Origin of the sequence: Ochrobactrum sp. MYb379, from assembly GCF_037479515.1 — a bacterium.
Classification (GTDB): Bacteria; Pseudomonadota; Alphaproteobacteria; order Rhizobiales; family Rhizobiaceae; genus Brucella.
Window position 1 is genome coordinate 433,999 of the sequence record NZ_JBBGYW010000003.1, and the last position, 26,066, is coordinate 460,064.

A 26,066-nucleotide genomic window follows, 5' to 3' on the forward strand; every position below is an offset into this window, starting at 1 on the left:
CATTGCGCGGGACCGCCCATGATCGATTTGCGTCAAACTATCGTGAGAGTGGCATTGCGTTCGACGGTTCTGCACATTTCCAGCAGAAATAAGCAGTCAGCAACTCCATATGGGGTTCATCCTTTTTGCATTTCTGACGCGTTTACACCTTGATCATTCACGCTCGCCTCCAAAGCTAGACTTTTTCCATCTCCTCGACTTCTGGTGGCAACTGGTCGCCATAAGCAAAGATAAGCTTAGGCGGCTCGAAATCGCCTGTATCCGCGTCGCCGGTATTTATGAAAGCAATCACCATAGGGCTACTATTTGCCATGCGCTCTGCGGTCCGCCGAGCATGTGCTACATCTTTTGCAATAAAAGGCGTATCAGCAACTAGCTTGCCCCGCTGACCATGACTGTAGCTCTGAACTACGAAATGTGTTTCCATGTCTATTACCTATATGCGCTACTAAGCTCAATACGTGCGTCAGGATGGCCTATAAATCGAAACAAATCAAGAACATTAAAGGAGAACGTAATGGCGCATCACCCGCTACTACATCTGTCGGCCTGGCCAAAAGGTTGGCATATATCCGGGCCGAAGATAAAAGAACCAAACTATGGATGCGCTAAGGTGTAATACGGGAGGCTTCTATGAAAGCGATATCGACGGCTATCTGCATAATTCTGTTGGCCGCGGCCGTTAGTGGCTGCGCGAACAGATCGTGTCGAGATTGGCCAGGAACCTGTATCATACAGTGATTGTAGCGGCGCTATCGCTGGAGCAATTGGAAAAGTTAAGACGAAACTGACAGCAACAATCTCAGTTGCACATGCATGTTGGGTCGAAAGAACCGGGTACCAGCTTGATACAAACCATCAAGAAGCAAGCTTACCTTTATGCGCAAAACGCAATCGAAGAAGTGATGCTAAAGGCCTTTGTAAAGATGCACCTGATGGTTGGCCTTAAGTCAGCGCGCCTCTTAGATTTGAGATTCCATTTCTGCAGCTTGAAGCCGTTTAGAGTTGCCAACCCCGCTTCGGCGGGGTTTCTTTTAGCTTTGCAAAGCCCCTGTTATTAAAGTTTAGCATCCACTCAGCCGCTTAAACTGCAATTTAAGGCATCGTCCGTATTGATGGCCGAGATTCCAGAATTAGTACGAGGGGGCAAAAATGATTTCAGATTTTATAATCGGTTCAGCAGTAGGAATGGCAGTGATGTTTGTTCACTTGCTGGCCACGCTCACCGTCTATTCACTGGTGCATCTGATCGGAAACAGGATTGATGAAAACAGAGTGATATTTCTCGCCCTGTCATTAGTGACGCTGTATTTCATCCTCTTTATTTGCCTGTGTTGCAGCGTGACGATCTGGGCAACGACCTATTACCACATGGGCTTAGTTGATACTTTTGGCGATGCATTTTACTCGGCAATGCTAAATTACACCACGCTTGGAACTGGCGACCTCAACCAAATTGCAAAGACACGCCTGTTCGGCCCAATTACCGCGGCAAGTGGCATCATCATGTTTGGATGGTCAGCCGCTTTGCTGGTTTACATCATCCAACTGCATCTGCCCGTCATCCTGAAAAAGAAATGGGAACGCTGATAGGCACAGCTCTGCAGAAGTGGAATTTCCCTAAAATACTTTCAAGTATCTAAAAGAATCCGCCGCAATAACCCTGCGGCGGGTTCCTTGAATCTTGAATTACCCCTTTTACCGAGGCCCTCTTTTGATTGGCTGAAACCCGTCTGGTCGCACCCAATTAGCTTTGTTGTCGTTATTCATCGGACGAACTAATTGTGGTCTGGCAGGACGATTGTCAGGACGCGCATCTGGACGCCTGTCAGGGCGGGTGTTCTGATAATCTGGGCGACGTGAAGGTCGCTCATGACGCTCACCTCTGCGATAGTTATTATCCCTGTAGTATCGGTCATTTCTATATCGGCGTGAATCATATCGAGGTCCCGAACGATAAACTACGGCTGAACCACCGTAATAACCGCCATATGATTGTCCATAACCACCGCCACCGCCATAATAGGGATCTCCCACACAGCCCATAAGCACAACCGACAGTAAGCCTATGGAGGCCGCAGAAAAAATCTTTCTAATCGTGATCATTTTAATTCTCCGCATTCTCGTCATGTATATAGAAATACCCTGATCACTTCGAACGGCAAGAGCAATAGAAAAGCTCCTTTTGCCCACGCCCCAATGGAAACACGCTCTAAATCATATTCCACATGTCACAAACAACCGGCGCCTGGCGTCAGGACACAGTGATTTTTGGACGCTGAATTAGGTTAATGACGAAGATCATTCCTGCGTCTTTCCAGTCTTGATGAAATAACCTCGCCCAATAAAATACTTCTTGACGCCATTTCGTTATTAGGTAGACTGAACTACCTAATAACCACGATCTAAGAAATAATGTCCAGCGATATTTCCACATCATCCAAAACAGCACGTGAACGGCTTTTAGAGGCTGCCGCTATCCTGTTCTATAATGACGGAATTGCAGCGACTGGAATTGATTCAATTACCCGACGTGCGGGAGTTGCCAAACAAAGCCTTTACAACAACTTTTCATCCAAGGCTGATCTCGTAGCCACTTATCTCGAATTGCGTCACAATGAATGGTTGACGCTTTATAATAAGCGACTTGAGAATAAGACGCAGCCCAAAGAGAAGATTTTGGCCGTCTTTAAAGCCTATGAGGATCACGCCGAATTTGCTTATGAGCATGGCTTTCGCGGCTGCGGACTTCTGAATGCGGCAGCAGAATTATCAGCAGGCGACCCCGGTCGCGCAACAGTGCGAAAACACAAGGAACAGATTGAAGGTTTTATCGAAGATCATCTTCGCGCACTTCTCACGAATGAACAGCAAGTTAAACTGATGGCCAGACACCTCTCCTTCATCCTTGAAGGCGCGATTACGCGTGCAGGGCTTGAAGGAAACGGCAGACAAATGCGCGAAGCCCAGGATCTGGTCCTCGCACTTCTGAAGAACCTTTAATGCAATCATCAAAAGACTACTTGCTCGGCATTGCAGGCATCATCATTGCTTCAATCGTCTGGGGAACAACTGGCACCGCCGCAACATTTGCGCCCGAAGTTAGCGCTGCGGCAATTGGTGCGGCTGCCATGGGAATTGGCGGGCTGCTGCAAGCTTTGCTTGCTTTCAAAGGGATCTCCGCCTCCCGCCACGCTTTGCGTACCCATTGGCGTTGCCTTGCGCTGGGCGCTGTTGCTGTCGCAATTTATCCTCTCGCGTTTTATGCATCCATGCGAATGGCTGGAGTAACAATCGGAACGGTCATATCCATCGGTTCGGCACCTTTGCTTTCCGCCCTTATTGAATACAAGCTCGACGGTTTTCGCCTTTCCGCCAGATGGATAGTAGGCGCCCTCACTGGTATTCTCGGAATGATACTGCTTAGCCTTGCAGAAAGCGGCACAGCACACGCATCCGCTACAAATAACTCGGCTATGATAGGCATATTATTGGGGCTTGTGGCCGGTTTCACCTATGCACTTTATTCTTGGTGTGCGCGACGGGTTATGCAAAGCGGCATCAGTTCAACAGTCGCTATGGGTGCGATTTTTGGTCTTGGTGGATTATTGCTAATGCCAGTTCTGGCAGTCACCGGCGGCGCATTTCTGGCGTCATGGAACAATGCAGCCGTTGGCATCTATATGGCAATCATTCCAATGTTCATCGGCTATGTCTGCTTCGGCTATGGGCTAAGCCGGGTCCAAGCAAGCACAGCAACAACAATTACACTTTTCGAGCCTGTCGTTGCAGCGTTTTTGGCCGTCATCATTGTAGGAGAGCGTTTGCCTTTACTCGGTTGGTTAGGTGTGGTGCTGGTTGTAGCCTGTTTGGTTATTATTACATTGCCACAGAAAACGAGAAGGCCTGCCAATAATGCTATTTTTAGAGGAAATATGCCACAACGGACAAAAAGTTAACAACCAGTTAACGATATAGACTGGCGATCCGTTTCGTTTGAAGTTATGGGCCTTTCGATAAATATCTTATGAGGGGTCTATGTCCTACTTCCCAAATTGGCGTCTTACCAACGACAGCACCGTCTTGCCCGACGAGCGTCTTCCAACTGCAGCAGCGGTTCCGATGGGTATCCAGCATTTGCTGGCTATGTCCGGTTCCACCATCGTTGCACCACTGCTCATGGGTTTTGACCCAAATGTTGCCGTCTTCTTCTCCGGCATTGGAACACTGTTGTTCTTCCTGATGACCGGCGGGCGCGTTCCGAGCTATCTCGGCTCATCCTTTGCCTTCATCGCGGTGGTTATCGCAGTCACCGGCTATGCTGGCAGCGGCCCTAACCCGAATATCGCACTGGCACTCGGCGGCATCATCGCCTGTGGTGCGCTTTATGCCGTGATCGGCCTGATTGTCATGGCTGTCGGAACGGGCTGGGTCGAAAAGCTCATGCCGCCCGCGGTTACTGGCGCAATTGGCGTTGCCATTGGTCTGAACCTCGCACCTGTGGCTGTCGGCCAGCTTAAAGGTTCGGCCGCGCATATGTCCATTGCACTACTGACGGTGCTTTGCATGGCAATGATTTCTGCCTATGGATCGCTTGCAACCAAGCGCATCGCAGTATTGCTGGCTCTCTTGTTCGGTTATTGCCTCGTGCTGATTTTCGGTAACGGTTTTGGCTTTGTTCCCGGCATTAACTTTGCTGCAGTTGGCGCGGCGCCTTGGTTTGGCCTGCCAGCTTTTACGACACCTGTTTTCACATGGCCTGCAATCACGCTGATCGCACCTGTTGCCATCGTTCTTGTTGCTGAAAACCTTGGTCACATCAAAGCGCTTGGCTCGATCACCGGCCAAAACATGGATCGTTATATCGGTCGCGGTTTTCTGGGTGATGGTATTGCCACGATGATTTCAGGTTCTGGCGGCGGTACTGGTGTGACCACTTATGCGGAAAACATTGGCGTTATGGCAATGACGAAAGTCTATTCAACACTGATCTTTGTGATCGCTGCGATTGTGGCCATTGCACTCGGTATGTCACCAAAGTTTGGTGCAATCCTGCAAACCATTCCAGCGCCTGTTCTGGCCGGTCTTGCCGTATCGGTATTTGGACTTATTGCTTCAGCAATGGCCCGCATCTGGGTGGTCAACAAGGTCAATTTTGCTGATCCGCGCAACCTCTTCACCGTTGGCGTTGCGCTGATTTTCGGTGCCGGTGACTTCACCGTTAACATCGGAAGCTTTGCTCTTGGTGGTATTGGTACGTCAACCTTTGCCGCTCTGATCATGTATCAGTTGCTCAGCATTGGTCGTAAGAGCGACGAGATCCACTAAAAAATGCGTCGCGCAAAACCAATCAAGGTTTTGCGCGCCACGCCCCCGCCCGCATCAATAACGTCGTACTTTAATCAAGCGCGACGTGTTCCCGACGAAACAATATCGAGATAAACAGCCAGCACCAAAATGCTGCCCTTGATAATCTGCTGCCAGAATGTATCGACGCCCAGCATCGACATGCCATTGTCGAGGCTCGACATAATGAGCGCGCCAACCAGTGCACCAATCACTGAGCCGACACCGCCACGCATCGACGTTCCGCCAATGAAGCAGGACGCAATAGCATCAAGTTCGCCACCAAAACCTGCCGATGGCGTACCCGCTGCAAGACGCGCAGTGGTGGTGAGGCCAGCCACGGCTGCCATCAAGCCCATCAGCGCAAACACCGCCATCTTGACAAAGTTTACATTGACGCCCGAAAAACGCGTAGCTTCCAGATTGGAGCCAACCGCATAAATGTGGCGTCCGAAGACTGTCTGCCTTGAGATAATGGTGAAAACACCCAGGATAACGAGCAGCACGAGAACCGGAAACGGAACACCCTGATAGCTGTTCAGAACCAAAATGAAGCCCAAAATCAGGATGCCTGTTCCAACCAGACGCGCAACTTCCATAGCGGGTGAAAGCATTTGCAGATTGTGCTTACGCTTGCTGGCGCGCGTTCGCAGAGTGATCAATATGAGCACGGCGAACAAGGCCATTGCGCAGACATTGCCAAACCATTCTGGCAAGTAGCCCTGCCCGAGATATTTAAAGTCTGACGAGATAGGCGCAATGGTAACGCCCCCCATAATGCCAAGCACGATCCCGCGAAAAACCAGCTGTCCGCCGAGTGTGACGATAAAGGATGGAATGCCAAGATAGGCCGTCAACCAGCCGTTAAAGCCACCCAAGATCACGCCTAAAACAAGCACCGTGCTGATTGTAGCCCATAATGGCCAGCCATAGACAACATCGAGTACAGCCGCCACGCCCCCCAGAAGACCGAGCAACGCACCGACAGACAAGTCGATTTCACCCGCCACGATAACGAACACCATGGCTGAAGCCAGCATGCCGGTAATTGCCATCTGTCGGAGGAGATTTGAGAAGTTACGCGCCGTCAAAAACTGTGACCGACCCATTTCTGGATCATAAGTCATGACCGCAAAAAATGCCCAGATCAAAGCGACCACGATCAGCAGCGCCACGATCTTATATTCTGATAAAAATTTTCTGAGGCTTTTGCCTGTCAACGTCATGTCATGCACCGGTTAGATTAGTTGCGGTTCAATGTTCAAAAAACTAGGCCGCATTGGTTGCAGGCTTGCCAATTGCAGCGGCAAGAACCCTCTCTTGGGTGAGATTTTCATTCGGGAAGTCACCGCGCAATTTGCCCTCGCCAATGACGAGAACACGATCACTAATGCCAAGAACCTCTGGCATTTCCGACGACACCATCAAAATTGCCACTCCTTGCTTCGCGAGTGCGAATATCAGCTTGTAGATTTCATACTTCGCACCGACATCGACACCGCGTGTCGGCTCATCAAGGATCAGAACCTTCGGATCCGGCAGCATCATCTTAGAAAGAACTGCCTTCTGTTGATTGCCGCCCGATAGAGACGCAATCGCCAGCATCGGGTCAGCCGTCTTCACTTTCAGACGCAAAATTTCGCGCTGGATCGTTGCAAGTTCGGCTTCTTTGTCGATGAGTCCACGCAATGAGAAGCGATCAAGGACGGAAATCGTCATGTTATGACCAACCGGCATGATCGGCAGAATGCCGTCGCGTTTGCGGTCTTCCGGCACCATACAAATGCCCTGCTGCACCGCATCACGCGGCGTGCGGATTTTGATTTCTTTGCCTTCCAGAAAAATTTGTCCCTGATGCACACCGGGCCAGACGCCAAACAGACTGGAAACAAGTTCTGTACGACCCGCGCCGACAAGACCTGCAATGCCGAGAATTTCACCGCGCCTTAATTCAAAGGAAACATCATCGACCACTTTGCGGTCGGGGTTTGTAACGCCCCAGCAGCTTATGTTGCGGGCTTCAAACACCACCTCGCCAATGTCATGCGGCTCGCGCGGGAAAAGGTTTTTCATTTCACGACCGACCATCATCGTGATGATGTCGGGTGTCGTGAGTTCTGCCATTGGGCGCGTCGCAATATGTGCGCCATCACGAATGACAGTAACCGTGTCAGAAATTTCGGCCACCTCATCAAGCTTGTGCGAGATATAGACACAAGCCATGCCCTGCGCTTTAAAATCCTTGATCAGATCAAGCAGAATACGGGTTTCTGATGAAGTCAGCGCCGAAGTCGGCTCATCCAGAATAAGAAGCTTCGCATTTTTGTTGATCGCTTTTGCAATTTCGATCAGCTGCTGCTTACCACCCGTATAATGATAAACCGGCAGCGCGACATTGATGTCGAAAATCTTGAGGCGTGCGAGCAACTCAGTCGCCCGTGCATTCATCTGATCATAATCGATAAAGCCGCCCGTTGTCGGCTCAGAACCCAAGAAGATGTTTTCGGCAACCGACAAATGCGGCACCATCATCAATTCCTGATGGATAATAACGATGCCAGCTTCTTCCGTATCGCGAATGCCGCTGGCTTTTAGTTCCTTGCCTTCCCAGAAAATCTCGCCCGTCCAGGTGCCATAGGGATAAACACCCGAAAGCACTTTCATAAGCGTCGATTTACCCGCTCCATTTTCACCGCAAAGCCCGACGCACTCTCCCGGACGCACTTTCAGGTAAATTCCATCCAACGCCTTTACGCCGTTGAAATCCTTACTGATGTTTCGCATTTCCAAAAGATATTCGGACATAAATTAACGACCTTGCAGTATTTCGGGGCAGTATTTCAGGCAGCAATTTCAAAAAGCAAATTGACCATAGACAACGCTGTCATAAATTGGCCAACCAAGGCTTGCTGAAGATCAGACGCCAAAAAGAAAAAATGTCTGGCGTCTGATCTATCAACTTATTCCAAGTTCACCGAAAAGAAGCTTACTTCCCTTCGATCTGTTCCTTGGTGTAGAAGCCGTCCGTTACGTAGACGTCAACATTGTCCTTGGTCACAGCGGTTGGCGTCAGAAGCAATGTGTCAACTTCCTTCGAACCATTGTCGATCTTGCCATTAAATTCAGGCTTTTCGTCCCGAACCAGCTGAACCGTCAGCTTCGCAGCTTCTTCAGCAATCAGCTTGAGTGGCTTGTAAACAGTCACTGTCTGCGTGCCATCAACCAGGCGCTTTACAGCGGCAAGATCGCTATCCTGACCGGAAACTGCTGTTTTGCCTGCAAGACCCTGAGCGGCCAATGCCTGAATTGCACCGCCAGCTGTACCGTCGTTGGAAGCAACAACAGCGTCAATCTTGTTCTGGTTAGCCGTCAGCGCATTTTCCATGATCGAAAGCGCTTCAGTCGGGCTCCATTCCTTGACCCACTGCGAGCCAACAATCTTAACCTTGCCGGAATCAACCGCTTCCTTCAGCGCCTTTTCCTGACCAGCACGAAGAAGCTTAGCGTTGTTGTCGGTTGGCGAACCACCCAGCAGGTAATAATTACCTTCTGGCTTTTCCTTCAGCACGGCTTCCGCCTGCATGAAACCAACGCGCTCATTATCAAAAGAAATGTAAGCATCAATATCGGCATTGAGGATCAGGCGGTCATAGGACAGAACCTTGATGCCAGAAGCCTTTGCGTCGGCCACAACCGCATCAAAAACCTTGGAATTCATCGGCACGATCACGATGGCATCGACGCCCTGCGAGATCAGATTTTCAACCTGCTTGACCTGCTTTTCTTCATTGCCGTCAGCCGACTGAACGTTGACCTTGGCACCCAGCTTTTCAGCTGCTGCGATGAAATAATCGCGGTCACGCGCCCAACGCTCTACGCGCAAATCATCGATAGAAAAGCCGATAACCGGATTTTCCGGCGATGCAAATGCTGGTGCTGTCCCCATTGCACCAATGCCCAAAGCTGCGGCAACCAACGCACCTGTCAAAAAATTACGACGCTTCATGCACGTTCCTCCAAACACCACCGACGCCATGTCGGCTGATACAAGACCTCGCCCCGAACGAAACCGCCCCCGGAGTTTGGTACGACAAAGCAGCCTCTATCGAGACCACTCATTTCTTATATCTGGCTGATCCTCCCTGCGGCGCTAAGCGCCTAGATCACTCCAGTCGGGCCATACGCATGACGCACGGCCCCTATCCTCGGCAGCAATTGATACGCGAACAAAAATGAATAGCAAGCATTTTTCTGATTTACGTACCTCATTTTTACTCCTATGTTCCGCAGCGAGGAGTGAGCATGAAACCTACCGTCCATGATATAGCCAGAACTGCGGGTGTTAGTCTCGCCACGGTTGACCGTGTGCTGAACGACCGCCCCGGCGTAAAAGGCAAGACTCGCGACCGTGTGACGGAAGCGATGAATGTGCTTGGCTATGTGCGTGATGTGGGCGCTGCCAATCTCGCTCGTGGCAGGTTATATCAGTTTGATTTCATTTTGCCGGATAATGAAAATACCTTCATGCTCAGTCTGCGCGCGGAGCTAAACGCTGCTGCCGAGCGCAGTATCGCAGAACGGGTATTCATCAATCTCATTCTCGTTCCCCCATTTGATGAAGCAGCTCTTGTCAAAGCTTTGGATGCGAGCGCGGAACGCAAACCAGATGGGGTTGCGTTTGTTGCAATCGACACCGACCCGGTGCGCGAGGCATGTAAAAGACTTGCAGAACAAAGCATTAACGCAGTCACTCTCATTTCAGATCTCGGCCTGTCATCACGTGCGCATTATGTCGGCATTGACAACGGCGCAGCAGGGCGCACCGCGGCGCGTTTACTGGGTTTGTTTGTAAGCGGAACAGATGGCGCTATCGCTGTCATTGCTGGTTCGCTCAAAGTACGTGACCATCAGGAGCGTTTTGAGGGTTTCAAAAACGCTATGGAAACGGACTTTTCGGAGCGTTTGATTCTACCAGTACTTGAAGGTTTCGACGAGAGCGCTCAGGTTGAAAAACTGGTCCACAACCTGCTTGACCAGCGCAGTGACATTGCCGGTATCTATAATCTTGGGGCGGGTAATAGTGGTCTTGTTCAGGCACTCGATACCCATCCTGGCCCTCGCCCTCTCGTTGTCGCCCATGAGCGAGATGACGTGACTTCACAGGCACTGGAAGAAGGCTTGATCCATGCCGTTTTGGCGCAAGATGCGGGGCACGAAATTCGCAGTGCTATCCGTGTTTTGAAAGCTACAGCAGACCGCCTTTCCATCGTGCCGGGACAAGAACACATTCGCATTGAAATCTTTCTTAAAGACAACCTTCCCCAACCCGATTGAGGCATGGGGCATACGACTATTCGACTGGAGCAACTATGTATCTCGGGCTTGATCTAGGAACATCTGGCGTAAAGGCGCTTCTGATTGATGACAATCAGGCCGTCATCGGTTCGGCCCATGGCGAACTTGAAGTCTCACGCCCGCATCCAGGTTGGAGCGAACAAGATCCCGCACAATGGATCAAGGCTTGCGAAACAGCCATTGATGGTCTTCGGGCTGCGCATCCAAAACAATTTGCAGCCGTTGCAGGCATTGGTCTATCCGGCCAGATGCATGGCGCAACGTTGCTTGATGAAAATGATCAGGTACTCCGCCCATGCATTCTCTGGAACGATACCCGCAGCTATAAGGAAGCTGCCGAGCTCGATGCTGATCCGGCATTCCGTGCCATCACCGGCAACATTGTCTTTCCGGGCTTCACAGCACCTAAGCTCGTTTGGGTCGCGCGCAACGAGCCGGATATTTTCTCCCGCACGCGCAAAGTGCTTTTGCCAAAGGATTATCTGCGTCTTTGGATGACCGGCGAATACGTATCTGATATGTCAGATTCGGCAGGTACGAGCTGGCTCGACACCGGCGCACGTAAATGGTCGCAGGAGCTGCTTGCAAAGACCGGTCTAACCGAAAACCATATGCCAGCGCTTGCTGAAGGCAGCGACGCAACCGGAACTTTGCGCTCTGAACTGATGGCGCGCTGGGGACTATCAACAGCCCCAGTCGTTGCAGGCGGTGCAGGTGATAATGCGGCCTCGGCCTGCGGCATGGGAACAGTGCAACCCGGTCATGCTTTCGTGTCACTCGGCACATCGGGTGTGTTGTTTGCTGCCAATGGCGCTTATCAGCCAAAACCTGAAAGTGCCGTTCACGCATTCTGTCATGCACTTCCCGGCACATGGCATCAGATGGGTGTGATCCTGTCGGCTGCGAGTGCCCTTGATTGGTTCTCCCGCATCACCGGCACCAGCGCACATGAACTGGATGCAGAACTTGGCAGCACAATAAAGGCCCCCGGTAGCACGACGTTCCTGCCCTATCTTTCGGGCGAGCGCACTCCTTACAACGACGCGAAGATTCGTGGTATCTTCAGCGGTCTCGATCATGAGACAGATCGCAAAGCGATGACGCAGGCAGTCCTTGAAGGGGTGGCTTTTGCCATCCGCGACAATCTTGTAGCGCTGCAATCGGCCGGTACAGAGATCAAATCTCTCATCGCAGTCGGGGGCGGTTCACGCTCTGCCTATTGGCTCAAATCCATCGCAACAGCACTGAATGTCCCAATTTCACTGCCTGAAGAAGGTGACTTTGGAGCGGCCTTCGGTGCAGCGCGACTAGGCCTAATTGCTGCAAGCGGCGCTGACCCTTTTGCGATCTGCACACCGCCGCGCACAGCCCGCACCATAGAACCAGAACAAGCGCTGCTCTCGTCTTATGACGAAGCTTATCAGCGCTACCACGCACTTTATCCCGCGTTGCGCCCTCTCGCGTAAGAGAGCGCGCACTTTATCAATCATCTAAATCGGAGGAATATGATGAGCACCGGATTTTTCGGCGACATCCAGAAAATACGTTACGAAGGACCAGACAGCGACAATCCACTGGCGTTCCGCCACTATAACCCAGACGAAATCGTCATGGGCAAGCGTCTGGAAGATCATCTGCGTTTCGCTGTCGCCTATTGGCATAGCTTTGCATGGGAAGGCGGAGATCCGTTCGGCGGACGCACTTTTGATCGTCCTTGGTACAAGGATGGTCTTGAAGCTGCAAAGCTGAAAGCAGATGTTGCGTTCGAATTCTTCTCGCTCCTCGGCGCACCATTCTATTGCTTCCACGACGCCGACGTGCGCCCGGAAGGCGATAACTTCGCTGAAAACACAAAAAATCTCGAAGCTATTGTCGATATTTTCGAGCAGAAGCAGGCTGAAACCGGCATCAAGCTTTTGTGGGGAACAGCAAACCTGTTCTCACATCGTCGTTATATGTCGGGTGCTGCTACAAACCCTGATCCTGAAGTGTTTGCGTTTGCAGCCGCGACCGTCAAAACCTGCCTTGACGCTACAAAACGTCTTGGTGGCGACAATTACGTACTTTGGGGCGGTCGTGAGGGCTATGAAACCCTGTTGAACACGGACCTCAGCCGCGAACTCGACAATATGGGCCGCTTCCTCAACCTCGTGGTCGAGTATAAGCACAAGATCGGCTTCAAGGGCACGATCCTGATCGAACCTAAGCCACAAGAACCAACAAAGCATCAGTACGATTACGATGTTGCCACGGTTTACGGCTTCCTCAAGCGCTACGGTCTTGAGAATGAAGTGAAGCTCAATATCGAACAGGGCCATGCTATTCTCGCCGGTCATTCGTTCGAGCACGAACTGGCACTGGCCCGCAGCCTCGGCATTCTCGGCTCCATCGACATGAACCGCAATGATTATCAGTCGGGCTGGGACACAGATCAGTTCCCGAACAATGTGCCTGAAATGGCGCTGGCCTATTATCAGGTTCTGCTCGATGGTGGTTTCAAAAATGGTGGCACCAATTTCGATGCCAAGCTGCGCCGTCAGTCGCTTGATCCGCAGGATCTGCTGATCGGTCATATCGGCGGCATGGATTGCTGTGCACGTGGCCTCAAGGCTGCGGCTCGCATGGTTGAAGACGGCGCGCTGACCAAGCCATTGGATGAACGTTATGCGGGCTGGTCTGGCGATTTCGGCAAAAAGCTCGCAACCGGCCTTTCGCTGGAGCAGATCGCATCCGAAGTCGAAACAAAGGGTATCAACCCGCAGCCAAAATCTGGCCGTCAGGAATATCTGGAAAACGTGGTCAACCGCTACGTTTGATAGTTTCAGGTATACAAAAGCCCCGCTCACTTAGCGGGGCTTTTGTTTTAGAGTGCCTATCTAATTAAATTAGGCTGGCACTCCAATTTTTATGACGCGCATCTTATCCGAAAACCGTTTCACACTTTTCGGGATGCGCTTTAATTCAACGCAACATCATTTGGCTTTCGACAAGCCGCAAATCGATCAAGCGCCTGATCATAAGCAGATGTTTTAACCGCCATCATGCCCAGTACCGTATGAAATAGATTGTCATGCGATGACGGCTCAGCTGTTGTTTTGCGCAAACAATCAAGATTTAACCCCGTATCGACGGCATATTCAGGCGAAAACCATGTGATGAAAGGAATATGGGTCTGCTGCGATGGTGCAATAAAATAGGGTGCCGCGTGAAGATATAGACCATCCTCACCGAGCGACTCACCATGATCGGACATATAAATCATCGAAGACGCAAACTTGTCCTGATGTTTTTTCAGGAGATCGATAACTTCAGAAAGAATATGATCCGTGTAAAAAATGGAGTTGTCGTACGCGTTTACGATTTCCTCATGCGAGCATTTGGCAAAGTCATTTGAACGGCAGTCTGGCTTAAAGCGCTCATACTCCGACGGATATCGACGATAATAAGCTGGGCCATGACTACCCGTCATGTGTAGAACGATGGTCGCATTGCCCGTTGTTTCGTTCAGCTCTTTCGAAAGACTATCAATCAATATTTGATCAAGACACTCGCCGCCCTCACAATAACGCTTGTCTTGTGCACCCTGCAAATCAATCAGCTTGATGCGTTCGGCAACGCCTTTGCTGCCAGTATTGTTCTCATACCAACTCGTCTGTACACCCGCATGTTTGAGCACATCCATCAGATTCTCAGAACCGCGGAACTTGGTGTTGGAGTAATCCTCACGTGTGAAAGGCGAAAACATGCACGGCACCGAAACGGAGGTTTCCGTGCCGCAACTTGATGTATTGGTAAAAGCTATAACGTCGCGCTTTTTCAATTCAGGATTGGTTTCACGCGAATATCCATTCAGGCTGAAATTTTCGGCACGCGCTGTTTCACCGACCACGACAACAGTCACCAGCTTTTTGCCTGCTGGCAGTTGAGTGAGCGTCTGCTTGGCATCCAACCCCAATGGCTCCATGACGATATCGCGGTTTTTATATACGTGCGAAACATATTGAATGGTGCTCGCGATTGGCGTGCTTGGCATTATCTTCTGCATAATATCAGCCCCATGTTCACGGAACATGGAAGAATAGGCCGCATAATTCGTGCCTATTATGACAACAGATGCGATCACACAGCTTAGGATGACGCCTGTATTCACCAGCAACTTAGAGAGTATGGGGCGGTGTTTTATACGCACCCAAGCGATCAACAGCGACGGAACAATGCCAAATATGATCATATGCCAAAGATAGCTTGAGGTAAGCAGCGCACCCGATTCAGCTTGCGTCGTTGTAAGCGCTGCTTCGACAACGTATTTGTCAATAATCGTGCCGAATGTATCTGTGAAATACGAACCGCCTGCTGCAATAATCACAAACAGGATCAGCATTGGCTTGATGATATATTTTGCTGAGAACAGCATAAAGAGCGCAATATGCAGCAACAGCAAGACAACTGCGATGCCAGTCAGCCTCCACGGAGCGTCAGCATAATATGTGCCAATCGCCCGCCAGAATGAAGTATTTGTAAAAATGAGAACGTAGAGCGCCGTTAAAAGACACAATGGTCCACTGGCGATTGTGGGACGAAACTTCTGCATGGCACGCTTTCGAAATTTTTGAACACGCGCGCCTTACAAGAGCAACCAACGACAGAGGTTGGCTTTTCAGGCCCGTTTCCGCCAGACATGAAATCAAGACGGCTTTTTTACGGCGGCTATATCCTCAAACTTTTCAAACAAGCCCGCGCATCATGTCAGATCATCCAAAAGGTGTCGAATCCAGCTTATGCCAAATCTGGATGCACCTTAAGCGGCATATCATCATGCATAGTTACAGTTTGTCGCTCAATCATACGGTGCACTAAAGGGGGGGTGGCGCCTTTGTGAAGGGCGAGCAGACGCTCTGACACTTCGGCATCCGACTGGGTTCGGCGCTGATTATGACGCACATATTCAACCCAGGTGGGCACATGGTAGCTTTCTGTCCACGTCTCTGGGTTTTCCAGATCACGCAGCAGCGCCCATTGTCGTGCACCATCACGAATACGGATACGCCGTCTCAAAGCCATCGCGGCAAGGAATGCAGGGACATCTTCCTGTGCGATTTTATAATCGACCATGATCATGATCGGACCACTGCGTGAACGAAGATCAAGCCGCAACTCGGGTTCGCTGAAGCGGTTCAGCGGGTCGAGATTGAGAGATTCAAAATCCGGCTGCGGCAAAAGAAGCCCAACCAGCGCACCAAACAGCAGGACGCAAGACGCCACGAGCAAAGCATAAGGCACGCCAAATTCATCAGCAACCGAGCCCCACAGCCAGCTGCCAGCCGCCATTCCGCCGAAGGTTGCGGTTTGATACATCGCAAGCGCGCGCCCGACCACCCAACGTGGTGTCGATAGCTGCACCGTCACATTGAACAGAGACAAAGCAAGCACCCAGGAAAGCCCCGCTGGAAGCAAAAAAATACAGCTCATCCAGATGCTGCGACTTACCGAAAGCAACGCACAGCTCAATGCAAAGGCGACAAAAGCACCACGAACCAGCCATTCATTGCCGAGCAACTCACGCAGGCGTGCACTCAACAGAGCACCGCCAATCGCCCCAACCCCAAAAAAGCCGAGCATGATGCCGTATGTCAGCGCGGTACCCTTGACCAGATCACGCGCAACGAGCGGCAAAAGTGCCAGAATAACAATCGCCGACAGACCAAAAAGAAAGCCACGAAACATCACTTTCAAAAGGTTTGGCGACATAGAAACATAGCGTAGTCCAGCCACCATCGCCGGGCCAAAGGCTTCACGCGGCAAGGTCGACTTGGCAAGTTGTGGCTGCCAGCGCCAGAGTGCCAGAATAAGGGCGATATAGCTGAAAGCATTGAAGATGAAGGCAAAGGCAGCACCCGCTGCCGCAACAATTGCACCGCCAATGGCAGGGCCAATGCTGCGCATGAGATTAAAGCTCATGGAATTCAGTGCGACCGCCGCAGGAAGATCGGCTCTTGGAACAATATCCCCCATCGAGGCTTGCCATGAAGGGTTGTGCAGTGCCCCGCCACAGCCGATGAGAAAGGTGAAGCCCAGCAGCATCCATGGCGTTAACATGCCCAAATAGGCAAAGGTTGCAAGCGCCACAGAAACGACCAACAGCATGATTTGCGCGGTCAACATGATGCGGCGGCGATCAAAATTATCGGCAAGGGCTCCGGCTGCAACCGAGAAAAACATTACCGGTAATGTCGTTGAAGCTTGAACCAGCGCAACCATGTCATCTGAATGCGCGATGGTCGCCATCATCCAGCCTGCGCCAACTGTTTGTACCAGACCGCCAAGGTTTGAAAACAGCGTTGCGGACCAAAGAGCGCGAAAAGTTCCATATTGAAACGGCGCCAAGGGGGAATTTCTTTGCGGCATTCGGACGAACCTCCATCCTACACCAATACTTTAAGTGACATAGATATAGCCACAAAGGATTAAGTGAATTCGTTCAGGCGCGACGCGACGACACAGTGTTATGCGACCTGCCCTGCACACCAGCCCGAAGACCATGCCCACTGGAAATTGTAACCACCTAGCCAGCCTGTGACATCCACAACTTCTCCAATGAAATAGAGACCCGGCACGCCTCTTGCTTCCATGGTTTTGGAATCAAGATCACGCGTATCAACACCACCGAGCGTCACTTCCGCTGTCCGATAACCTTCCGAGCCCGCAGGCTTTACATGCCATTCATTGACTGCCGCAGCAGCACGCCGCAACACGGCATCCGAACAATCAGCCAAATTGCTTGCAGGGAAATCGGCGGCAATGAGTTGCGCCAATTTCTTTGGAATGAAATAGGAAAGCGCAGTTTGCAGAGCTTGTTTGCCATTCTTGGATCGCTGCTCCCGCAATAGTTCAAACAGATCGGCCTTTGGCAGCATAGAGATAACAATCTCATCGCCTTCTCTCCAATAAGATGAAATCTGTAGGATAGAAGGACCGCTAATACCACGATGCGTAAACAGCATCGCTTCCGCAAATTTCGTCTTCTTGCAAGCCACAACTGCATCAACCGCAACACCCGCGAGAGGTTTGAGCCGCTCAAGCAAATTTGGTTCAAAAGTCAGCGGAACCAGACCGGGGCGCGTCTCGACCAGACGCAAATTAAAGCGCTTGGCTATATCATAGCCGAAGCCTGTCGCTCCCATTTTGGGAATGGACTTTCCACCTGTCGCGATGACGAGCGATTTCGCCGCGACTGTTCCGCCGGAATGCCGCACAACATAACCGTGTTCGCCTTTTTCGACATTTTCGACATTTTCGATTGAAGTCTCGAGCTGCAAACGAGCGCCGTGGCGATGCATTTCATCGAGCAACATATCGATGATCTGTGTTGCCGAACCATCGCAAAACAATTGCCCAAGCGTCTTTTCATGATAGGCAATACCGTATCGCTCTACCAGTTTGATAAAATCACGCTGCGTGTAGCGGCTCAAAGCAGAAATGCAAAAATGCGGATTCTGCGACAGGAAATTCTTTGGGCTTGCATGAATATTGGTGAAGTTACAGCGTCCACCACCAGAAATGCGTATCTTATCGCCCGGCTTTTTGGCGTGATCCAAAACCAGCACCGAACGACCGCGTTTTGCAGCTTCAATCGCGCACATCATGCCAGCAGCGCCAGCGCCTATCACCAAAACATCGACGCTCTGCAAAATTCAACTCCAGCTTTACGGTCAAGCGCGCACCATATTGCGGGAAATTTCAAGCGCAAGATATGTTTTGCAGATTTTAAACATATACGGGATAGAACAAGATAGATCGGTTGAATTATGCCGAACGGGGGAAGATTTGAAAATTTCAGCATCCAGATTGCCAGAAACAAAATCTGCAAAGTCCCGTTTTCCGGGCAAACCAATCTGGTGGATGCTGTTCGTGCTTTTAGCCCTGCTAGGCCTATTGAGCGTCACGCTGACCGTTCCAATTGGGCCGATGTATTGGGACACGTATCTCTATCTGGATGCAGCTCAACGTATTCATACAGGACAAATACCATCGGTCGACTTTTCAACGCCTGTTGGGCCGCTTGGATATTATCTTTTCGCATGGGGCATGAAGCTTTTTCCACACGCCCAATCTTTGTTGCTTGTGCAATGGTCATTGCTTGCAGTTGCAGCACCTTTGATGATCGTCGTGCTTCTGGAAGTTGATAGAAAAAGCAGAACGCTTGCCTTCGCACTTCTCATTCCATTCCTGGTCTTTGCCATCTTTCCCGCCAACGTGCAGACTTACACATCTTATCCGGGGCTGGATGGCTTCGGCATCTATAATCGTCAGGTATCGCTGCTGCTTTATGTGTTGACATGCGGACTGATGTTTATTGCAGATGGCCGCAAACTAGCAGCCTTTTGTGCCGTTGTTATGCTCGCACTGTTTCTAACAAAAATCACCGGATTTTTTGTTGGTGGTCTTTTCGGTCTGACTGCAATTCTGGCTGGGCGCATCTCACTTAAAAGCGTTCTGGTTTCGACGGCTCTTGCGCTATTCGCCCTCGTGGCACTCGAATTAAACAATCACATAGTTTCGGCTTATATTGCGGACATTCAGCAGCTGCTTTTATTGAACGAAGATGCATTGCTGCCGCGTTTCCTGACGGTTGTTTCCGGCACATTGGACGTCATTCTGCCAACTGCAATTCTTGTTGTGGTTCTGCTATGGCTCGAAACCACACGCAGCATAGGTCGTGACCGCTTTTTCGACCGTAGTTCGATATGGGTTGCCGTCATTTTGTTCGGCGGCATTGCTGTAGAGACACAAAACACCGGCAGTCAGGAATTTATTTTTATCTGGCCAGTTTTGCTGATGATCTACGATCGTATCAAACATGTCGAAGGCAAAGCCAAAATCGCTTTCGTGGTGCTCGCAGCTTTCTGCGTTATTCCAACTTTTAGCAAAGTAACGCATCGAACTTTGCGGGCGATCGCTGTGGCACCAACCTATGTGCAACCGCCTGTGACCGAGCTGAAAAACATGCGCCAAGTTTCGGCCCGGCCTGACATTATGACTCGCGCAAAATTGCTGCCCGAGCATTATGCCAATTACCCCGCGCCTTATGAGACCCTTGCAATGCAAGGACAGCTGCCAAGCTGGCGCCTTTATTCCGAACTTGATTATCAAATGTATTGGCTCATCTCAGCTGACAAAGCCGTTAAAGCGTTTAAACAATTTGAGACGAAATCCGGTCTGCATCTTGATACGCTGATGACGCTCGACTTCACCGATCCGTTTCCTTGGCTACTTGATCGCAATGCGACCCGTAAAATCCAAATTGGTGCAGATCCGTTCCGCACTGTTCTCGCCATGTCGCCTGAAACCAAAGCTGCGGTTGAAGCAACTGATGGCGTATTGAGGCCTAAATGCCCGATGACGACATCGCGCCTTGCCTTGCAGGAAATCTATGCCGATGCGCTCAAAGATCGCGATGTGGTTGCGCTCGACCCTTGCTGGGATTTATTGCTGCGTCCCGGCATTCTGCAAAAATAAAAGCCGGGTGAAATCACCCGGCTTTTTCGCTTTACTTGATTTGCGCTTTCACGAAGTCTTTGACGATGCCAACAATGCCGCGTCCGAGAATTTCATCCAGCGCTGTGATGAACTCATCCACATGCTGACGGCCACAAATAAGTGGCGGCTCGAGCCGGATCACGTTGCGATTATACTCTGTGAAGGCAACCAACACGCCGTGATCACGCAGCAGATGACTACCAATAAAGCCCGGCAGTGAGCCTTTCAACTTGTCATCAAGCATAGCCAGCACAGGGCGAAGTACCATTGGCATGGCGTTGGAGAAGTCATGAAACTCCAGCCCAACCATCATGCCCTTGCCGCGCACGTCCTTGATGAGTTTCGGATAGCGTGCGTGCAGCTCATTAAGACGCCCCAGCAGATAATCACCGGTTTCCGCCGAGTTATCGATGAGATGCTCGTCGTAAAGCACGTTGATTGTTTCAATTGAGGTGATGCAGGCTTCGCCAATACCGCCGAAAGTTGCCATGGCGTGGATCATCGCCGTCTTTGGCGTACCATAGGCTTTCATATAGACGTCACGCTTTGCAATCATCGCAGCCATCGCTGTCTTGCCACCGCCCAATGACTTGGCTAGCGCCGTGACATCGGGAATAACCCCATAATGTTCAAACGCGTAGAATTTTCCTGTCCGACCAAATCCGCACTGCACTTCATCAGCAATCCAGATGACACCATACTGATCACAGAGCTGGCGCAGCTTCTGCCAGAATACAGTATCGGCTTGAATGATGCCGCCGCCGCCCTGAACGGTTTCTAGCACGATGACGCCAATTTCAGGGTCTGAGCGGAACGCGTTTTCGATTGAATCAATATCGCCGAACGGTACGCGCACCGTATTATCGACCAGCTTGAACTCACCACGATAAAGCCCGCCATCGGTGATCGAGAGCACACCCTTGGTTTTGCCGTGGAAAGAATTTTCGGCATAGACGATCTTCGGCTTCTTCGGCCCTGCAGCACGTTCTGCAACCTTGATAGCAGCTTCCATTGCTTCCGAACCGGACGAGCCTAAGAACACCATATCAAGATCGCCCGGCGAGCAGGCGGCAATGTCATAAGCGAGCGCTGCCGCATATTGCGACATGAAAGCAATCGCAATTTCGTGCCGCATTTCTTCCTGAAATTTGCGGCGTGCTTCCAGAATACGCGGGTGATTGTGCCCCAGCGCCAGAGACCCGAAGCCACCGAAGAAATCGAGAATCTTGCGACCATTTTGGTCATAATAATACATGCCTTCGGCACGCTCGATTTTCACCTTGTGAAAGCCGAGCAGCTTCATGAAATGAAGCTGTCCCGGATTTAGGTGTCCAGTGAAAAGCTCAGTCATGCGCGGCAGGTCAAGCGCCTTGGCGTCTTCAACCGTCAGAAGTTTCGGCTTAGGCGTGGTATTTGTCGTTACTAAATTTGTCATGGCCTGTCCTCACGCTGCCTTCGATGCAAGCTTTTTGTGATATTCGCTATAGGCTGCGATCAGCATATCTTCATCTCGATATTGCGGCACCCAGCCGAGTTCCCGCTCGCCTTTCGACACATCAAGAACGCACATTTCATCGGCAATCAGATACTGCTCGGGGTCCATCAAAGGCTTGTTGAGCCAGTCGAGGAAATCCAGCGTGCGCTTGACCGCCCAGGCTGGTGTCGGCACCAAAATGGATTTCGAGCCCGCGTGTTTGACCAGATCGCCAAGCAATTTGCGCACCGGCGGCGGATTGAGCGAGCCGAGATTATAAACCTCGTTCGGCACGCCTGCCTTGAAAGCGGCATAGCAAGCAGACGCACAGTCGAACACGGAAATAAACTGATAAGGATTTTTGCCCGATCCGATCATCGGCACGGGCAGATTGTTATCGATCAGCTTGAACAGCTTTTCCAGAATGCCAAGGCGTCCCGGTCCGATAATCAAGCGCGGACGGAACAGCGAAATGTTCATCCCTTTCTTGCGCCATTCTGCGGCCAATTCCTCGGTCTTCAGCTTCGACAGGCCATATTCACCAAGTGGATTGCAGGGGTGATCTTCCTTCTGCGGCCAGACATAAGTGTGGCCATAGACCATATCGGTGGTGAAATGCACGAGGCGCTTTGCGCCAGCCTCGTCCATTGCCTTGATAATGTTTTCCGTACCGTAATAGTTGACCGGAAAGAAGAAATCATGACGCTTGGCGCGCACCTGAAGCGGTGAAAGCATTTTGGCCGAGAGATTATAGACCATATCGTCGGCGCGAAGCCCAAGCTTGCGGATGGCTTCCGGGTCAGTCACATCCGTATGCACGAAAGTCGCATCACTATAATGCGCCAGATCGCTTTTCACTATGTCTGCAACAACGACTTCATGGCCATCAGCGAGAAGCATGGGAGCCAGATAACGCCCCACAAACCCATCGCCACCGAAAATAATATGTCTCATAATCCTGCCCCGGCTCTAAAAATTAAACTGGTGTACGGTCTTGAACCACTGCGTTCTGTTCAGCGTTGGGCGTCTTACCGCTCTGTGCGATCAGCACAGTTCCAATGCAAATGAATGCAATACCCGCGATCTTGTAGGCGCCCAGCTCTTCCTTGAATAAAAGCCATGCGAACACTGCCACAGCGACATAGGCAAGGCTTAGGAAAGGATATGCGAATGATAAATCGACTTTAGAGAGCACATACATATGCGACGCCATGGAAATCACAAACATGGTCAGACCAGCGAAAACCCACGGATTAAATAAAATCTGAAATATCCGATAAATCAGCGTGTCAGCTGTATAGCTGGCATTACTGAACGTCATCATTCCGTATTTAAGCAATAGCTGTGCTGCCGCATTCGTCGCGACCGTAAAGAGAATGAATGGGATATATTTCATGATCTGTCCCGTTTTAATTAGTGAGAGCGGTACGCCGCCAGAAATCAGAGCAAAACCGCGCATCGCGCATGTCTTCAAGCTGCCGCCATTCTGGAAAGCCTGCCTTGAATGTCTCGGCACTCATGCGTTGATCCTTATAGGGATTTACGCGCCCGTCTGCCTCAACGGTCATTTTGTCAAGCTGGTCCAGCAGATCAAGCGTCTTGCGCCCGCGATTGGGAAAATCCATCGTGAGCGTATAACCAGGCCTTGGAAATGACAGCAGCCCCGGAGAATGCAGATCACCGAAGCGCTTGAGAACTGTCAGGAAAGAGGCTTGTCCAGCATCGCGACTTGCTGCCAGCATTGCAGGGATTGTTTTCTCTGCCGCCTCAAAAGGTATGACGCTCTGATGCTGATATAGCCCGGCGGGGCCGTAAAAGCGGTTCCAATTGTGCAAACCATCCAGCGGATAGAAAAAGCCCGCAAAGCCTGTCAGATGCGGCTCCTGCTTACGGCGCTTTGTATAAAAATATAAGTTGTTAAAGGCTGTCAGGCTCACCTTATTAAGCATCGAAAATGGCAGATCAAACGGGACCCCGAGCCGCGCCGCGCCAGTATTCACGCTGCGATTACCATTGATCGCGTGATGACCGGTAATCAAAACGCCACGCCCTTCCGAGCGACCCGTTGCCAGTTGATCCACCCAAGCCACCGCATATTCATTGTCGCGGTCGGCTTCTTCCGCAATTGCGAAATACTCAGACAGGCTTTTAAACGGTGTGATGCGTTCTTCGACATCCAGTGATCCAACCGGCATCAGACGTATGCGGGCATTGAGGATAAGCCCCGTCAGGCCCATACTGCCAATGGTTGCCGCGAAGAGCTCAGGGTTCTCAGCACTCGAACATTGGTAATGCACACCGTCTGAACGAAGCAGTTCAAAACTCTCCACATGACTGCCGAAAGTGCCACGCACATGGTGATTTTTGCCATGAACATCATTGGCGATTGAACCGCCAAGCGTCACAAAACGCGTACCGGGAGTAACCGGCAGAAAATAGCCGTACTTGGCCACCGCCTGGATAATTTCGCTCAACAGCGCGCCAGATTCCGCTTCCAGAATTCCGGTATGCGGGTCGAAACTGACAATGTGATTGTGCGTGCGCATTGGCACAAGCAAGCCCGCATCATTATGGCAACTATCGCCATAAGACCGCCCATTGCCGAAAGCGAGCAACGTTTCCGGGCCTTCCAGTTTGGAAAATACATCGTCGAACGCAATCACGTTACGCTTGCGGCGATCAATGCGTCCAAAACTGTCAAAAGACTGGTCCATCATCGCATCCCGGCAACAAATAGCAGGATTGTTCCTATCGCGATCACGACCTGACTGCGCCAGTCATTGGCGAGAAACACGACCGGATCGTCGTCCATCTCTTTGCGATGCGCCAAAATCCAGACACGGATAATGATGTAGAGGACAATCGGAACCAACGGCCAGATCAGCCACGGATAGGTATAGAGCTGCTGAACGGCTGCGCTGTTAATGTAAAGCGCCAAAACCACAACAGCCGTGAAGCCAGACGCGACACCGCTTTGCCCGACAATATCCATATCCTCCGGTCGATAGCCGCGACCAGCGATGCGATCTTTTTCCGTTGCCGTCGAGTTCTGAAGTTCCACATAGCGCTTGACCAGCGCCAGCGACAAAAAGAAAAACATCGCGAAAGCCATCAGCCAGAATGACTGTGGAATTTCTGTCGCCGCAGTGCCACCCAAAAGCCGAAGCGCATAGAGCGCCGCGAGACAGATAACATCGACAAGAAGTGCGCGTTTCAAAACAAGCGAATAAGCTGTCGTTGCGACAAGGTAAGTGCCGATGACCAGACTGAAGGCCAATGGCAAAAAGAAACAGGTTACTGCGGTAATCACGAGCAGCAGAAATGAAACTTTAAGGCCAAAAGGAATGCTGAGCGCGCCACTTGCAAAGGGACGCAGCCGCTTCCTCGCATGTTGTCTATCGAGCGGCAAATCAATGATATCATTGATGATATATATCGCTGAAGCCGCAGCAGAAAACGCAACAAAGGCTAAAATTGAAGCAATAAAGTCTTCTGCAAAAAAGATCGTATGCGCCAGAATAGCCGGTACGAAAACCAGCAGGTTTTTAAGCCATTGATGCACACGCAGCATTTTGAGATATGGCTTTAAACCAGTAGCTGGCTTTTGAAATGACTGGCTGTCATTTGCCTTCTGAAAGCGCGATGCGGCACGATCAGGTGCTACAATGATCGCTTCGCGCGCAGCCGCAAAAACTGCAAGATCCGCACGGTCATTACCGGCATAATCGAAGCCTCTTGCACCATAATGCTCTGTCAGCGCTTTCGCTTTACGATGCGAAGACAAGTTGGTCGCGCCCGAGGTCGCAAAGACCGCTTCAAATATTCCTAGCTCTTCTGCAACGGCCCGCGCCAACGGTTCCGCAGCCGCCGTTGCAAGCACCAGTCTGCGCCCTCTTGCATGTTGATGCCGCAGATAATCGAGAAAATCCTGCCTGTATGGCAACAAAGAAACATCAAACGAAATACGGCTTGCAATTTGCTGTTTCAAGTTGGCTTTGCCCGAAACCAACCAGACGGGCAGCAAAAGCAGATATAGTGGATTTCTTTTCAGTAGAACGAAAATGCTTTCCCACAGCAGGTCAGTCGCGATCAGCGTTCCGTCAAGATCAACGGCCAAAGGCACTTCATGGCTTTTGTGCCGCTCATCCATATTAACGTATCCCCGTGATGCATGCCCGCAAGGCAAATCTCGTTCGCTTTCATCGGCAGTCATAGGACGAGAAAACAAATGAATTATAAAAATTCCCCAAACAACCGATAATTGTTATCGGGCCAGATGTCTCTACCAATCTGATTATTCGCCAATCGCTTATAATTTTGGTTAATAAACCTTCGGCTATATAAACACTGGTTA

At 50.9% G+C, this 26,066-nt stretch carries 20 protein-coding genes; 8 read left to right on the top strand and 12 right to left on the bottom strand.

Going from position 1 to position 26,066, the window contains the following annotated elements:
* Positions 1-175: 175 nt before the first annotated feature.
* Positions 176-427, bottom strand: a complete 252-nt coding sequence (locus tag WH356_RS09325; RefSeq protein WP_339510062.1) for a hypothetical protein — start codon at positions 425-427, stop codon at positions 176-178.
* A 725-nt stretch (positions 428-1,152) separates the two neighbouring features.
* Between WH356_RS09325 and WH356_RS09330 the strand changes: the two genes are divergently transcribed.
* The 4 genes from WH356_RS09330 (at position 1,153) to WH356_RS09345 (ending at position 5,328) form a co-directional block, all read left to right on the top strand.
* Positions 1,153-1,590: an ion channel gene (locus WH356_RS09330; protein WP_310014865.1), complete on the top strand. Its 438-nt coding sequence runs from the start codon at positions 1,153-1,155 to the stop codon at positions 1,588-1,590.
* An 825-nt stretch (positions 1,591-2,415) separates the two neighbouring features.
* Positions 2,416-3,003, top strand: a complete 588-nt coding sequence (locus WH356_RS09335; protein ID WP_339510065.1) for a TetR/AcrR family transcriptional regulator — start codon at positions 2,416-2,418, stop codon at positions 3,001-3,003.
* Positions 3,003-3,959: a DMT family transporter gene (locus WH356_RS09340; RefSeq protein ID WP_339510067.1), complete on the top strand. Its 957-nt coding sequence runs from the start codon at positions 3,003-3,005 to the stop codon at positions 3,957-3,959. The genes WH356_RS09335 and WH356_RS09340 overlap by 1 nt, the downstream gene beginning before the upstream one ends.
* Before the next feature lie 79 nt (positions 3,960-4,038).
* Complete coding sequence (locus WH356_RS09345; protein WP_339510069.1) at positions 4,039-5,328, top strand: solute carrier family 23 protein; 1,290 nt, start codon at positions 4,039-4,041, stop codon at positions 5,326-5,328.
* A 74-nt stretch (positions 5,329-5,402) separates the two neighbouring features.
* Here the strand turns inward: WH356_RS09345 and WH356_RS09350 are convergent, their stop codons facing one another.
* The 3 genes from WH356_RS09350 to xylF all read right to left on the bottom strand — a co-directional run bounded on the left by WH356_RS09350 (position 5,403) and on the right by xylF (position 9,352).
* Entirely contained in the window at positions 5,403-6,572 is a 1,170-nt protein-coding gene (locus WH356_RS09350) for a sugar ABC transporter permease (RefSeq protein WP_339510071.1), read from the bottom strand.
* Between the two features lie 43 nt (positions 6,573-6,615).
* The gene (locus WH356_RS09355) at positions 6,616-8,151 is read right to left on the bottom strand and encodes a xylose ABC transporter ATP-binding protein (RefSeq protein ID WP_250041857.1); all 1,536 of its coding nucleotides are present in this window, start codon (positions 8,149-8,151) and stop codon (positions 6,616-6,618) included.
* 181 nt (positions 8,152-8,332) lie between these two features.
* Positions 8,333-9,352, bottom strand: coding sequence for a D-xylose ABC transporter substrate-binding protein (gene xylF / locus WH356_RS09360; protein ID WP_310014875.1), 1,020 nt, complete (start codon positions 9,350-9,352; stop codon positions 8,333-8,335).
* A 296-nt stretch (positions 9,353-9,648) separates the two neighbouring features.
* Between xylF and WH356_RS09365 the strand changes: the two genes are divergently transcribed.
* The 3 genes from WH356_RS09365 to xylA are packed head-to-tail and all read left to right on the top strand — an operon-like array spanning position 9,649 to position 13,517.
* Positions 9,649-10,680: a LacI family DNA-binding transcriptional regulator gene (locus WH356_RS09365; protein ID WP_339510081.1), complete on the top strand. Its 1,032-nt coding sequence runs from the start codon at positions 9,649-9,651 to the stop codon at positions 10,678-10,680.
* Between the two features lie 35 nt (positions 10,681-10,715).
* Positions 10,716-12,167 (top strand): xylulokinase, encoded by a 1,452-nt coding sequence (xylB, locus tag WH356_RS09370; protein WP_339510083.1) that lies wholly within the window; start codon positions 10,716-10,718, stop codon positions 12,165-12,167.
* Between the two features lie 42 nt (positions 12,168-12,209).
* Entirely contained in the window at positions 12,210-13,517 is a 1,308-nt protein-coding gene (gene xylA / locus WH356_RS09375; RefSeq protein WP_339510085.1) for a xylose isomerase, read from the top strand.
* A gap of 140 nt (positions 13,518-13,657) precedes the next feature.
* Here xylA and WH356_RS09380 read toward each other — a convergent pair whose 3' ends face one another.
* The 3 genes from WH356_RS09380 to WH356_RS09390 form a co-directional block, all read right to left on the bottom strand.
* Positions 13,658-15,292, bottom strand: coding sequence for a phosphoethanolamine transferase (locus tag WH356_RS09380; RefSeq protein ID WP_339510087.1), 1,635 nt, complete (start codon positions 15,290-15,292; stop codon positions 13,658-13,660).
* Positions 15,293-15,477: 185 nt separating this feature from the next.
* A complete protein-coding gene (locus tag WH356_RS09385) occupies positions 15,478-17,106 on the bottom strand; it encodes an MFS transporter (protein WP_339510089.1) in 1,629 nt (542 codons plus the stop codon).
* A 98-nt stretch (positions 17,107-17,204) separates the two neighbouring features.
* On the bottom strand, positions 17,205-18,389 hold the full coding sequence (locus WH356_RS09390) for an NAD(P)/FAD-dependent oxidoreductase (RefSeq protein ID WP_339510091.1): 1,185 nt from the start codon (positions 18,387-18,389) through the stop codon (positions 17,205-17,207).
* 142 nt (positions 18,390-18,531) lie between these two features.
* Between WH356_RS09390 and WH356_RS09395 the strand changes: the two genes are divergently transcribed.
* The gene (locus WH356_RS09395) at positions 18,532-20,217 is read left to right on the top strand and encodes a hypothetical protein (protein WP_421565692.1); all 1,686 of its coding nucleotides are present in this window, start codon (positions 18,532-18,534) and stop codon (positions 20,215-20,217) included.
* 31 nt (positions 20,218-20,248) lie between these two features.
* Here the strand turns inward: WH356_RS09395 and WH356_RS09400 are convergent, their stop codons facing one another.
* From WH356_RS09400 to WH356_RS09420, 5 genes are read right to left on the bottom strand one after another with little or no spacing between them, the layout of a single operon-like run.
* Positions 20,249-21,673, bottom strand: a complete 1,425-nt coding sequence (locus tag WH356_RS09400) for an aspartate aminotransferase family protein (RefSeq protein ID WP_339510093.1) — start codon at positions 21,671-21,673, stop codon at positions 20,249-20,251.
* A 9-nt stretch (positions 21,674-21,682) separates the two neighbouring features.
* On the bottom strand, positions 21,683-22,666 hold the full coding sequence (locus WH356_RS09405; protein WP_339510094.1) for an NAD-dependent epimerase/dehydratase family protein: 984 nt from the start codon (positions 22,664-22,666) through the stop codon (positions 21,683-21,685).
* A gap of 22 nt (positions 22,667-22,688) precedes the next feature.
* The gene (locus WH356_RS09410; RefSeq protein ID WP_339510097.1) at positions 22,689-23,108 is read right to left on the bottom strand and encodes an EamA family transporter; all 420 of its coding nucleotides are present in this window, start codon (positions 23,106-23,108) and stop codon (positions 22,689-22,691) included.
* Positions 23,109-23,121: 13 nt separating this feature from the next.
* A complete protein-coding gene (locus WH356_RS09415; RefSeq protein WP_339510099.1) occupies positions 23,122-24,426 on the bottom strand; it encodes an FAD-binding oxidoreductase in 1,305 nt (434 codons plus the stop codon).
* Positions 24,426-25,862, bottom strand: coding sequence for a UbiA family prenyltransferase (locus WH356_RS09420; protein ID WP_339510101.1), 1,437 nt, complete (start codon positions 25,860-25,862; stop codon positions 24,426-24,428). The genes WH356_RS09415 and WH356_RS09420 overlap by 1 nt, the downstream gene beginning before the upstream one ends.
* Positions 25,863-26,066 lie beyond the last annotated feature (204 nt).